This is a genomic window from Bradyrhizobium sp. NAS96.2 (assembly GCF_001908235.1).
GTDB lineage: Bacteria > Pseudomonadota > Alphaproteobacteria > Rhizobiales > Xanthobacteraceae > Bradyrhizobium.
This window is the reverse complement of sequence record NZ_LGHK01000268.1, coordinates 1-11,972: the sequence shown is the minus strand read 5'-3', so window position 1 is coordinate 11,972 and position 11,972 is coordinate 1. Positions and strand designations below refer to the sequence as shown.

The following is an 11,972-nucleotide window of genomic DNA, read 5'->3' as shown; positions in this document are numbered from 1 at the left end:
CGGGCTGAGGCCGGGTCACGGGCGCGGGCTGCGCGGCAGGCGCCGTTTGCTGCTGCGCCGAAGACGGCGCGGCCAGCATCAGCATCGCCAGCGAGGCGATCATGGCGGATGCAGCGGGGAACTTGAATGTCATCATCAGTTACACTTCAGCCCAGTGACGGATCAGGTTGTGATAAATCCCGGTCAATTTGACCGTTTCAGGGTCATCGCGCCCCAGCCGCTCCACCAGAGCCTGGATCGCGGTATCGAGATCAAAGATCAGGCTGCGCGCGTGGGCATCCCGTACCACGCTCTGCAGCCAGAAAAAAGACGCTACCCGCACGCCCCGCGTGACCGGCGTGACCAGATGCAAGCTGGAAGCAGGATAAACTACGAGATCGCCCGCCGGCAGCTTGATTTCATGCGATCCGTAGAGGTCCTCGATGACCAGCTCGCCGCCATCATAGTCTTCCGGCTCCGATAAAAACAGCGTGACCGACAGGTCGGTGCGGATCCGCAAGCCCGTCAGTCTGTCACCCCGCACCGCATTGTCGACATGCAGGCCGAAATGGTGCCCGTCGCTCGCGGCATAGCGGTTGAACAAGGGTGGAAAGATCTGAAGCGGGATCGCCGCCGAGATGAAGCGCGGGCTTGCCGACAGTGCCGACAGGACGCGGTTGCCGAGCTGCCGCGCGACCTCGCTGTCGGGCGGCAGCTGCTCGTTGCGCTTGACTATCGCGGAGGCAGCGCCCGCGGTCGAACGGCCGTCCTCCCATTCGGCTTGCTCCATGATGCGGCGGAAATCCGCCACATCAGCCTTGCTCAATACGTTGGGAACACAGACCAGCATCTTGTGCCGCGAGGCCTCCGTCAGTAACGCGCAGACACAACCAGATACGCGGCGCGTCCCGGCGCTTCGAGCACGAACGGTGCCGCGCTCTGATACAGCGCGTCGTAGTAGCGCTTGTCGAAGATGTTGTTGACGAACAGCTTCATGGTCCAGTGCTTGTCGATCTTGGCCTCGGCAAAGGCGTCGAAGCGCCAGTAGCTCGGGATCGACGTGCCCTGGTTGGCCGCAAGGAAGGTGCCGCCGTACACCTTGGAACGATACACTGCCTGCCCGCCGATTTCCCACATGTCGGTCAGCTGGTATTTCGAGAGCATGCTGAACGACTGGTGCGCCACATTGGCGAGCGGCAAGCCGACGTTCGAGGTGTACAGAGTCGTGTTCGCAGGCGGAATATTCGATTTGGTCACTTCCGACTGCATGAGCACGAGGCCGCCGAACACGCTCCACTTGTCGGTGATCTTGCCGCCCACTCCGAGATCGATGCCGCGGATCCTATAGGCCGCGCCAGCGCTGATGCAGGAGACAGTTCCGGTCGTACCAGCCGGGTAAGGGCATGCGGCGGTTGCGGTCGCCGGGGTGACGTTCATGGATTCGCGCGCGTTTTCCTTCTCGGTCTGGAACAGCGCCGCCGTCACCAGCAAATGGCGATCGAACAGCTCCCACTTGGTTCCGACTTCAATCGCCTTGTTCTTCTCCGGCCCGAAGATCTGGCTTGGATTGCCGTTGAGGACCGGCGCGAGGCCACCATACTGAATGCTCGAACCGTCAAATTCCGCGCCGACCGGGTTGGATGACGTGGCATAGGCGGCATAGACGCTCCCGTTCGGCAACGGCTTGAGCGTCAGGCCAAGGTTGAAGTTCGGCATGCCGTAGTCTTGCTGCTGCTGACCGAAGACGTTGGCGACACCATTGACCGTACCATAGCCACTGGTCTTGATGTTGTAGTCGTCATAGCGGAGGCCGCCGTTGAGGATCACGAGATCGTTGTAGTTGGCGCTATCCAGAACATAGACACTCTTGGTGTCGACGGTGAGTTTGGTCGGCAGCCCGGACAGCCCCGACGGAATCGGGAACGGAATGTTGGTGTATTGCGGATTGAACACGCTGACGCCAGAAAGCGATCCACCGCCGGTGAATCCGCCAGGCAGCGCTTCCGAATTCAGACCAAGATACTTGTCGATCGAGGACCTTTCATTGTCATATTCGAACCCGGCAAGCGCCGTGTGCTTGAAGCCGACGCCGTCGTTGAACTTGTAGGTCGCCTCGGTCTGGTTGGCGAACACGTCGGTGACCTGGTAGCGGCTCTGCGGATTGAGACTGAGCGTCGAGGCCGAGAGCGGATTGGTCAGCACCGGCGATTCCGGCAGCGTGCCGATGTAGTTCTGGGTCGAGCGCGATTCCCGGATCTTGTTGCTGATCACGAGGTCCGGCGTGACCTGCACCTCGGCGTTGATCGTGCCGATGTCCTGCCCGGTCCTGAAGAAGTCACGATTGACGAAGCCGTAGAAATTATTGCGGTTGACGCCGAAGTCCGGGAACGGGCCGCCGGCCGTGCTCGACGTGCTCGGCCGGTAGTACGGCACGCCGAAATCCGGGATACCGGTGAGCTCGGTGTGGATGTAGTTGCCGGTGATCTTCACGGCATCGACCGGCTTCCACGTTCCGGCGACGAACGCGCCGTCGCGGTTGTCGGTGACGTAGCTGCGGCCGGCGACGCCGGCATCCTGAAATAAGCCGCCGGTGCGGATCGCCAGCGTCGGGCTGATCACCTGGTTGACATCAAGCGTCACCCGCTTGGTGCGATCGGTGCCGAACGAGGTGTCCATGTTGTAGAAGCTGTTCTCCGTCGTCGCCTGCTTGGTGACGATGTTGATCGCGCCGCCTGTCGTGCCGCGGCCGGCAAAGGACGAGCCCGGGCCGCGCAGGATCTCGACCTGCTCGGTGAAGAAGTTCTCGCGGACGCTGACGCCGGCGTCGCGCACGCCGTCGATGAAGATGTCGTTGCGGGCGTCGAAGCCGCGGATGAAGAAGCGATCGCCGAACGCGTTGCCGCCCTCGCCCGTGCCGAGCGTCACGCCGGCCGTCGACAGGATCGCCGACTTCAGCGAAGTCGCATTCTTGTCCGCGAGCACGTCCTTGGTCAGCACCGTGACCGATTTCGGCGTGTTCAGGATCGGCTCGGGATACTTTCCGGATGCCTGCAGACGGTCGCCCTTGTACGGCGCGGCCGGATCCGCGTAGCGATCGCGGTCGGCGGGAAGACCGCCGGCATTGGGAAACGGCACCGGCGCCTGCTGGGCCTGCTGATTGCTCCGGCGCGCGGCGCGGCGCAGCGCGTTGCGGGCGCGGACCTGGTCCGACGTGGGCTTGGAGGAGACGGGCCGCGGGCGCGCGACCGGGGCATCGACATTCACCGGCGGCAGGTTGGTCTGCTGCGCTTCGGCCCCCGAAAGCGACGCCACCGCGATCAGGCTCGCGACTGCGGAGACCTTCGCGGCGGAATAACCCGTATCGTCAGCCGAACCGATCGCCGCTTCGAAGCGCAGCGATCTCGGCGCCTTCACATTGCTCATTGTCTTGCACGCCCCCAGAAAGCGAGTTCGTCGCGAAATCACGTGCGACGAACTGTCTCCTCCGGTTATCGAGCGTGACCTTTTTTATCAATGCGATCAGCGCCACAGTTTGCTTGAATCGCCCCAGTTCAAAGGGATTCTAATCTGTGGTTTGAAACCGTTCTAAACTCTAGTTTTTAAGCGTTCTAATAACGGTTCTAAACTGCTGCCGGCAATCACTCGGCGCTTGGCGGCTTCATCAGCGAAAACAGCTCATCGATGGTCCGCTGCGCGACCTGCCGCACACGGTCGCTGTTCTCGAGGCCGGCGATATTGACGCCGTTGACGACCGCTTTGATCTCGTCGCGGAAGTCGGTGAGAAAGCGCAGCGGATCACGCTGCTCATTGGCGACGCGCGCGATCAATCCGGTGACCAGGATCTGGCATGCCATCATGCGCCCGTTCAATTCGTCCATCGCTGCCCTCATCCTCTCGCATCGTCGCTGCGCGATATGAACGACATCCCGCTGGGTTTCAACCGCGTCTCGCGAGCCGCAAGCTGATGGAGGGATCGAGCGCAGGACTGCGCGCGACCCGACGCGCTATTTCGCGGCGATGTGCTCGGCGTCCTCGCCGAGCGCCTTGATGCGATCCTTGACCTCGCGAAGCGTGGCGAGGCCACTCTCGACATGTTTGTCCGATACGTCGCGCAGCACGTCGCCGGCGATCGCATCGCGCAGACTGTCGAGATCGTCGACGAGGCGGCGCCCGGTCCTGGTCAAGAACAGACGATTGGCGCGACGATCCCTGGGGTCGGGACGGCGTTCGAGCAGGCCATGCTCGACAAGGCGGTCAAGCAGCCGCACCAGCGAGATCGGCTGCAATTCGAGCACGTCGGCAAGGTCGACCTGGGACAGTCCTTCCTGCTCGCGCAGCCGGAAGAGCACGATCCATTGGGCGCGCGTGGTGCCTCGCGCCTTGGCGCGATGATCGATATAATTGCGCAGCAGCCTGGAACTCTCGACGAGCTGCGCAATGAACTGGCGTTTGAGATCGAGCGACATAGGGGTCCTCGGTGCGTTTCCCAGCCGGAATGTTTCTGCTCGTTTCTGGCCTAAACCTTTCCAAATGTTTAGGATTCTCAAGCCTTGGTGTGTTTACACATTAAGTGCACGCATATTATATCCGCAAGCTCTGTGAACCGTTTCGATCACCCTTTATTGTTACGTCGAACCCAAGAGTCCGCATGTCAAAGTCACGCACCATCGGTTGGGTTTTAGTGATCGCAGCGGTTGGCGCGGCCGGTTATTTCGGCTGGCAAAAATACTCCGACAACAAGCTGGCGGCCGAGGCCGCGCAGAAGCGTGCCGCCCAGCAGCGCCCGGCCGTTCCGGTCAAGATCTCGCCGGTCGAGAAGGCCGACTTCCCGGTCTACCTGACCGGTCTCGGCACGGCGCAGGCGTTCAACACCGTCCAGGTCCGCACCCGGGTCGACGGCCAGATCACCAAGGTCGCCTTCAAGGAAGGCCAGTTCGTCAAGGCGGGCGACACGCTGGTCGAGATCGATCCGCGGCCGTATCAGGCGACGCTCGACCAGGCCAAGGCCAAGAAGGCCCAGGACGAGGCCAACCTCGCCAACGCCAATCTCGATCTGCAGCGCTACACCAAGCTCGGCGAGTTCGCGACGCGCCAGCAGCTCGACACGCAGCGCTCGACCGTGGCCCAGCTCACGGCGCAGATCACAGCCGACGACGCCGCCATCTTCAACGCGCAGACCCAGGTCGACTACGCCACCGTGAAGTCGCCGATCGACGGCATCGTCGGCCTGCGACTGGTCGATATCGGCAACATCGTCAACGCCTCGGCGCAGACCGGCATCGTGACGATCACCCAGATCGAGCCGATCACCGTGATCTTCACCGCGCCGGAAGACCAGCTGCCCGATATCAAGGCGGCGTTGGCGGTGGCGCCGCCCAAGACCATTGCCCTGACCACCGACGGCAAGCGCGTGCTGTCGACCGGAACCCTGGCGCTGATCAACAATCAGGTCGATACCACCAGCGGGACTGTCCGGCTGAAGGCGGTGTTTGATAACAAGGACCATGCGCTGTGGCCGGGCCAGTCGGTCTCGACCCGGCTCCTGGTCCGGACACTGAAGGATGCCACCGTCGTGCCGGATGACGCGGTGCAGCATGGCACCGAGGGCCTGTACGCGTATTCAGTCAATCAGGAGAACAAGGCCGAGCTTCGCAAGCTCAAGGTCAGCCAGTCGATCGACGGCAAGTCGGTGATCGACGAGGGCCTGTCGCCGGGACAGCAGGTGATCACCGCGGGCCAGTACAAGGTCTCGCCGGGAACCGTGGTGACGACGGCGGTGGCGAGCTCGGACCAGTCCCAGTCGAAGGTTACGCAGGAATGAGCGACGGAATATCCGCACCATTCATTCGCTTCCCCATCGGCACCTCGCTGCTGATGGCCGGCATCCTGTTTGTCGGCCTCGTCGCCTACCCCCTGCTTCCGGTAGCGCCGCTGCCGCAAGTCGACTTCCCGACCATCCAGATCACCGCGACGCTGCCGGGCGGCAGCCCGGAGACTATGGCGAGTTCGGTCGCCCAGCCGCTGGAACGTCAGTTCGCGCAGATCCCCGGCATCGCCCAGATGACATCGACGAGTTATCTCGGCACGGCATCGGTCACGATCCAGTTCGACCTCAACCGCTCAATCGACGGCGCCGCCAACGACGTGCAGGCCGCCATCAACGCCGCCAGCGGCCAGTTGCCGAAGAACCTTCCCTCGCCGCCAACCTATCGCAAGGTCAATCCGGCGGACGCGCCGATCATGCTGCTGTCGGCCACCTCGGACACGCTGCCGCTGACGACGGTCAGCGATTCCGTCGACGCCCAGCTCGCCCAGCAGATCAGCCAGATCTCCGGCGTCGCGCAGGTCATCATCGGCGGCCAGCAGAAGCCGTCGGTCCGCGTCCAGATCGACCCGGCCAAGCTGGTCGCGAAAGGCCTGTCGCTGGAGGACGTCCGCGCAGCAATCAACATCGCAACCGTCGACAGCCCGAAGGGCAATATCGACGGCGCCACCCGCGCCTACACCATCTATGCCAACGACCAGTTGCTCACGGCGGAGCCCTGGAACGACGTCATCATCGCGTACCGCAATGGCGGACCCTTGCGGATCCGCGACATCGGCCAGGCCGTGACCGGGCCGGAGGACGCCAAGCAAGCTGCCTGGGCCAACGGCAAGCGCGGCGTGTTCCTCGTCGTCTTCAAGCAGCCCGGCGCCAACGTCATCGACACCGTCGACAAGATCAAGGCTGCGCTGCCGCGGCTGGTCGCGGCTATTCCGCCGGCAGTCAAGATCGAGGTCATCTCTGACCGCACCACCACGATCCGGGCCGCGGTGGAGGACGTCCAGTTCACCCTGCTCCTGACCATCTTCCTGGTCGTGATGGTGATCTTCGCCTTCCTGCGCAGCTTCTGGGCAACCGTCATCCCTGCGGTGACGGTGCCACTGGCGTTGCTGGGCGCCTGCGCGCTGATGTGGATCTTCGGCTACACACTCGACAATCTGTCGCTGATGGCGCTGACGATCGCGGTCGGCTTCGTGGTCGACGACGCCATCGTGATGCTGGAGAACATCAGCCGCTACATCGAGGAAGGCGAGCGGCCGATGGCCGCCGCCTTCAAGGGTTCCAAGGAAATCGGCTTCACCATCGTCTCGATCAGCATCTCGCTGGTCGCGGTGCTGATCCCGCTGCTGCTGATGGGTGGCATCATCGGCCGCCTGTTCCGCGAATTCGCGGTCGTGCTGGCGATGACCATCTTCGTCTCGATGTTCGTGTCGCTGACGCTGACCCCGATGATGGCCTCGCGCTTCCTGCGCGCCCACAATGAGGAGCGGCACGGCCGTCTCTACAAGCTCAGCGAGCGCGGCTTCGACGCGATGCTGCGTGGTTATGAAACCGTGCTCGACATTGCCCTGCGCTGGAAGTTCACCACCCTGATGATCTTCTTCGCGACGCTGGCGCTGTCGATCTACATGTTCGTCATCATCCCGAAGGGCTTCTTCCCGCAGCAGGACGTCGGCCTGATCACCGCGACCTCGGAAGCCAACCAGGACATCTCGTTCGCTGAGATGAAGGGGAAGCAGGAGCAGCTCAGCAAGATCGTCATGCAGGATCCCGGCGTGGCGACGGTGGCGATGGCGATCGGCGGCAGCGGCCGGGCCGGCAACAACGGCAACATGTTCATCACGCTCAAGCCGCTGAACGAGCGCGATGCCAACGCGCAGCAGATCATCGCCCGGCTGCGGCCGAAGCTGGAGAAGGTGCTCGGTGCCCGGCTGTTCATGCAGGCCGCGCAGGACGTCCGCCTCGGCGGCCGCCCGACCCGTACCCAGTTCGAGTTCACGCTGCAGGATGCCAACCTTGCCGAGCTGAACGAATGGGCGCCGAAGATCCTCGGCAAGATGCAGACGCTGCCGCAGCTGCGCGACGTCGCCACCGACCAGCAGACCAACGGCACCACCGTCGAGCTGAAGATCAACCGCGACACTGCCTCGCGCTATGGCATCCAGCCGCAGCTGATCGACGACACGCTCTATGACGCGTTCGGCCAGCGCCAGGTGACGCAATACTTCACCCAGCTCAACAGCTACCACGTCATCCTCGAGGTGCTGCCGGAGCTGCAGGGCTCGATCGACACGCTGAACAACATCTACATCAAGTCGCCGCTGACCGGCGAACAGGTGCCCCTGTCGACCTTTGCGAAATGGACCACCGTGCCGGTGCGGCCGCTGTCGATCAGCCACCAGGGCCAGTTCCCGGCGATCACCATCTCGTTCAACCTGGCGCAGGGTGTCGCGCTCGGCCAGGCGACCGAGGCGGTGCAGAAGGCCATGATCGACCTCGGCGCACCGCCGACCCTGAGCTCGAGCTTCCAGGGCACCGCGCAGGCGTTCCAGCAGTCGCTGTCGAGCGTGCCGCTGCTGATCCTGGCGGCGCTCGTGGTCGTCTATCTGATCCTGGGGATTCTCTACGAGAGCTACATCCACCCGATCACCATTCTGTCGACGCTGCCCTCGGCCGGCGTCGGCGCGCTGGCGATCCTGATGGCCGCGGGCTTCGACTTCTCGCTGATCGCGCTGATCGGCATCATTCTCCTGATCGGCATCGTGAAGAAGAACGGCATAATGATGGTCGACTTCGCGATCGCCGCCGAGCGCGATCAGCACATGGAGCCGGTGGCGGCGATCCGTCAGGCCGCCCTGCTCCGCTTCCGCCCGATCATGATGACGACGATGGCCGCCATGCTCGGCGGCGTGCCGCTGATGCTCGGGACCGGCACCGGCTCCGAAATCCGCCAGCCGCTCGGCTACGCCATGGTCGGCGGCCTGATCGTCAGCCAGGCGCTGACGCTGTTCACGACGCCAGTGGTTTATCTCTATCTCGACCGGCTCTCCAATGCGTTTGCGAACTGGGGCCGCTCGCCGCGCGCCGACCACGACGCCGACGATGGCGACGACCGATCGGTCAAGCAGGCCGCCGAGTGACTTGACTTTGGCCGCCATACCGGCACATCCGAAAGATGTTCATTTCGGAGCCGGTATCGTGAGGATTGTCGCAAAGTCGCTTTTCGTCCTGTTCACCGTGTTCGGCTCAGCCGGCCTTGGCCACGCCCAGACGCCCAAGGGCAAGACCACGCCCGCACCGGTTCCGGCAGCTGCTCCCGCCGCGCCGCAAGGTGATGCATCCGGCAACAATACCGGCTGGGTCGCGCGCTGCACCAGCGCGAGCCGCGACGCGCCGCTCGAATGCGCCATGGAGCAAACCGCTGTTCTCACCAAGACCGGCCAGCTCATCGTGCTGGTCAACATCCGCGTTCCCGGCGACACCCGCACGCCGGTTGCGCTGATCCAGCTTCCACTCGGCCTGAACCTGCCGGTCGGCGCCAAGCTGCAGGTCGACGAAGGCAAGGCGGTCGATGTGCCGATCCAGACCTGCGAGGCGCGCGGCTGCTACATCAACGCGCCGATCGCGCCCGATGTCTTGACCCAGCTGAAATCGGGCAAGCAGCTCAAGGTGTCGTTCCAGAATCTCGGCAAGGAAACCATCAGCATCCCGATGCCGCTCGGCGACTTCGCGACGGTGTACGACAAGATCAAGTAGCGCGGCAAAGATCGCCGCCTGCGCTATCGCTCGCGTTTGTAGAGAAACGCGTTGTCGGGCTCCGGCATGCCGATGGTCTTGTAGAAGCCGATCGAGTCAGGCGCCGACAGCAGCAGGCACATCGATTCAGGTCCGGCGAAGCGCCGCGTTTCCGCGATCAGGCGCTTGCCGATGCCATGCCCCTGATACGCCCGATCGACCGCAAGGTCGGACAAATAGCAGCAATAGGCGAAATCGGTCAGCGCGCGCGAGACGCCAACGAGTTGGTGCGCCTTGCGCGCCGTCACGATCAGGTTGGCATTGGCGATCATGCGCGCCATCCGCTCGGTATCCGCCAGCGGCCGCCGTTCGCCGAGCCCCGACTGGCGTAGCACCTCGATGAACTCGTCGATGCCGATCGACGGCTCGCGGGCATAAACAATCTCGTCCATCACCTTAAACCTCTGTCGCAACAGGCCGCACCACGCGCGCGAGACCATGGTGGAATACGCCGAACTAATCCACCCTGGATGCTGTGATGGCAGATGCTGTGTCGCGGCCGGCCCGCCGTCGCCTGCAGACAGCAACGGGCAATCATCAGGATTTCAGAGAATGATCGGAGCCATTGAGGCAGATTGGCTGGGGAACCTGGATTCGAACCAAGACAAACAGAGTCAGAGTCTGTTGTGCTACCGTTACACCATTCCCCAAGAATTGTCCGTGGTATCAACAGCTTAGCTGGATGACCGGACATCTCGGTGCAGCGGTTCGCCTGCCAAATCAGCGCCCGCGCGAGAGCGACCTTCTACCCGCTTGGTCCCACGCTTGGCAAGCATTGATGGCATTGAATGGGCGCGAAAGTTGCCGGCCGATCAGCCGTCGGTCAAAGGTGTTACATTTCGGCGAGTACTCCAAGGAGCAGCTCAGGATTGGCTGCAAGCAGGGCTCCAAGGCCAAATCCGACGGTGCCGAGCGCGATGGCACCAATCCAGCCGTGCCACCCCCATCCAAGGACCGCGCCCATCAGGGCTGCCGCGCCAACCACGATAACGGTCAAAATCACCCGAACTACAGCAACCAGCGCCTTGATCATTGCGATTCACGGCCTAACACGCGCCCGACGCCTTCGACGCAACGTGAACGCCGCGTTTCCTGCTTCTCCGAGGGCTCAATTTTGAGTCGGCGCCGCGAGCGGCACGTTCAACTTCGGCGGCATGACGCGCCCTGACAAAGCGCCGCACCGCCGCGTTGCCACTGCGGTGCGAGAGACTGAACAGATGGCAGTTGGCGGAGTCCCTGCCGGCCGGGCGTCAGTACAGCCCGCCCGTCCCTGACCGCATCACGGCGCGATCGGCGTCCGGCGGGATTGCCTGCTGGGTCCCGTCGATCACGTCGGTGCCGGCGACCAGCGTCGGATCATAGTACGGCGGCGCCTGGCCCGGCTTGAACGCTTCGAGCACCACACCCTTTTGGCCCGGCGCGGCGCGCAGGCCGGTCTTCGCGTCGACCAGCACCAGCCGGATGCCGACCGGCTGCTTGAACGGGGTGGCCGGCTTGTCGGCCAGCGCAAGCTTGAGGAAGTCGCGCGCGATCGGCGCCGCGGTGTGGCCGGCCTGCGCGTTGCGGCCGAGCGAGCGCGGCTTGTCGTAACCGACATAGAGACCGACCACGAGGTCCGGTGAGAAGCCGACGAACCAGAGGTCCTTGGCCTCGTTCGAGGTGCCGGTCTTGCCGGCGAGCGGCTTGCCGACGTCCTTCAGCGCAGTACCGGTACCGGCCTGAATCACGCCCTCCATCAACGAGGTGATCTGGTAGGCTGACATCGCGTCGAGCACCCGCTCGCGGCGGTCGACGAGCTGCGGCTCCGGCTGGTTCTTCCAGCCCTCCGGCGCGTCGCAGCCGCGGCATTCGCGCTGATCGTGCCGGAAGATGGTGTGGCCGTAGCGGTCCTGGATGCGGTCGATCAGGGTCGGTTTCACGCGGACGCCGCCATTGGCGATCATCGAATAGGCCGTGGCCATCCGCATCACCGTGGTCTCGCCGGCGCCAAGCGAATAGGCGAGATAATTCGGCAGCTCGTCATAGACGCCATAGCGCTTGGCGTACTCGCTGATCAGCGGCATGCCGATCTCCTGCGCGAGCCGCACCGTCACCGTGTTGCGCGATAGCCGCAGCGCGTTACGCAGGGTCATCGGTCCCATATACTTGCCGACATCGAAGTTTTCCGGGCGCCAGATGTTGCCCTGCCCCTGATCGATCTCGATCGGCGCGTCCATCAGCACGCTCGACCCGGTGTAGCCGTTGTCGAGCGCCGTCGAATAGACGATCGGCTTGAAGGTCGAACCGGGCTGCCGGTAGGCCTGCGTCGCGCGGTTGAACTGGCTCTGGTCGAACGAGAAGCCGCCGACCATAGCGAGCACACGGCCGGTGTGCG

Annotated in this window: 10 protein-coding genes and 1 tRNA gene; 3 read left to right on the top strand and 8 right to left on the bottom strand. The window is 63.6% G+C overall.

All coding sequences use genetic code 11. From position 1 onward, the window contains the following. Positions 1 to 139: 139 nt before the first annotated feature. The 4 genes from AC628_RS38715 to AC628_RS38700 all read right to left on the bottom strand — a co-directional run bounded on the left by AC628_RS38715 (position 140) and on the right by AC628_RS38700 (position 4,445). Entirely contained in the window at positions 140 to 829 is a 690-nt protein-coding gene (locus AC628_RS38715; RefSeq protein WP_074131888.1) for a Fe2+-dependent dioxygenase, read from the bottom strand. Between the two features lie 20 nt (positions 830 to 849). After that, positions 850 to 3,402, bottom strand: a complete 2,553-nt coding sequence (locus AC628_RS38710; protein ID WP_083633289.1) for a TonB-dependent receptor — start codon at positions 3,400 to 3,402, stop codon at positions 850 to 852. 215 nt (positions 3,403 to 3,617) lie between these two features. Beyond that, on the bottom strand, positions 3,618 to 3,857 hold the full coding sequence (locus AC628_RS38705) for a hypothetical protein (protein WP_028344615.1): 240 nt from the start codon (positions 3,855 to 3,857) through the stop codon (positions 3,618 to 3,620). Positions 3,858 to 3,983: 126 nt separating this feature from the next. Further along, entirely contained in the window at positions 3,984 to 4,445 is a 462-nt protein-coding gene (locus tag AC628_RS38700) for a MarR family winged helix-turn-helix transcriptional regulator (RefSeq protein ID WP_074131887.1), read from the bottom strand. A gap of 182 nt (positions 4,446 to 4,627) precedes the next feature. Here AC628_RS38700 and AC628_RS38695 point away from each other — a divergent pair, with 182 nt between their 5' ends. The 3 genes from AC628_RS38695 to AC628_RS38685 are packed head-to-tail and all read left to right on the top strand — an operon-like array spanning position 4,628 to position 9,559. Continuing rightward, positions 4,628 to 5,800 (top strand): efflux RND transporter periplasmic adaptor subunit, encoded by a 1,173-nt coding sequence (locus AC628_RS38695; protein ID WP_074131886.1) that lies wholly within the window; start codon positions 4,628 to 4,630, stop codon positions 5,798 to 5,800. Further along, complete coding sequence (locus tag AC628_RS38690) at positions 5,797 to 8,943, top strand: efflux RND transporter permease subunit (RefSeq protein WP_074131885.1); 3,147 nt, start codon at positions 5,797 to 5,799, stop codon at positions 8,941 to 8,943. The genes AC628_RS38695 and AC628_RS38690 overlap by 4 nt, the downstream gene beginning before the upstream one ends. Before the next feature lie 58 nt (positions 8,944 to 9,001). Further along, complete coding sequence (locus tag AC628_RS38685) at positions 9,002 to 9,559, top strand: invasion associated locus B family protein (RefSeq protein WP_074131884.1); 558 nt, start codon at positions 9,002 to 9,004, stop codon at positions 9,557 to 9,559. A 23-nt stretch (positions 9,560 to 9,582) separates the two neighbouring features. Here the strand turns inward: AC628_RS38685 and AC628_RS38680 are convergent, their stop codons facing one another. The 4 genes from AC628_RS38680 to AC628_RS38665 form a co-directional block, all read right to left on the bottom strand. Beyond that, positions 9,583 to 9,990 (bottom strand): GNAT family N-acetyltransferase, encoded by a 408-nt coding sequence (locus tag AC628_RS38680; RefSeq protein WP_074131883.1) that lies wholly within the window; start codon positions 9,988 to 9,990, stop codon positions 9,583 to 9,585. A 184-nt stretch (positions 9,991 to 10,174) separates the two neighbouring features. Further along, positions 10,175 to 10,248: transfer RNA gene (locus AC628_RS38675), tRNA-Gln, on the bottom strand. 182 nt (positions 10,249 to 10,430) lie between these two features. Further along, positions 10,431 to 10,631, bottom strand: coding sequence for a hypothetical protein (locus AC628_RS38670; RefSeq protein WP_074131882.1), 201 nt, complete (start codon positions 10,629 to 10,631; stop codon positions 10,431 to 10,433). A 217-nt stretch (positions 10,632 to 10,848) separates the two neighbouring features. After that, the coding region (locus AC628_RS38665; RefSeq protein ID WP_249776121.1) for a penicillin-binding transpeptidase domain-containing protein at positions 10,849 to 11,972 on the bottom strand (1,124 nt) is incomplete at its 5' end.

Bases quoted from the DNA above. Each gene is read 5' to 3' on its own strand.
- AC628_RS38715 (WP_074131888.1), bottom strand. From the start codon at position 829: ATGCTGGTCTGTGTTCCCAACGTATTGAGCAAGGCTGATGTGGCGGAT.
- AC628_RS38710 (WP_083633289.1), bottom strand. From the start codon at position 3,402: ATGAGCAATGTGAAGGCGCCGAGATCGCTGCGCTTCGAAGCGGCGATC.
- AC628_RS38705 (WP_028344615.1), bottom strand. From the start codon at position 3,857: ATGGACGAATTGAACGGGCGCATGATGGCATGCCAGATCCTGGTCACC.
- AC628_RS38700 (WP_074131887.1), bottom strand. From the start codon at position 4,445: ATGTCGCTCGATCTCAAACGCCAGTTCATTGCGCAGCTCGTCGAGAGT.
- AC628_RS38695 (WP_074131886.1), top strand. From the start codon at position 4,628: ATGTCAAAGTCACGCACCATCGGTTGGGTTTTAGTGATCGCAGCGGTT.
- AC628_RS38690 (WP_074131885.1), top strand. From the start codon at position 5,797: ATGAGCGACGGAATATCCGCACCATTCATTCGCTTCCCCATCGGCACC.
- AC628_RS38680 (WP_074131883.1), bottom strand. From the start codon at position 9,990: ATGGACGAGATTGTTTATGCCCGCGAGCCGTCGATCGGCATCGACGAG.
- AC628_RS38670 (WP_074131882.1), bottom strand. From the start codon at position 10,631: ATGATCAAGGCGCTGGTTGCTGTAGTTCGGGTGATTTTGACCGTTATC.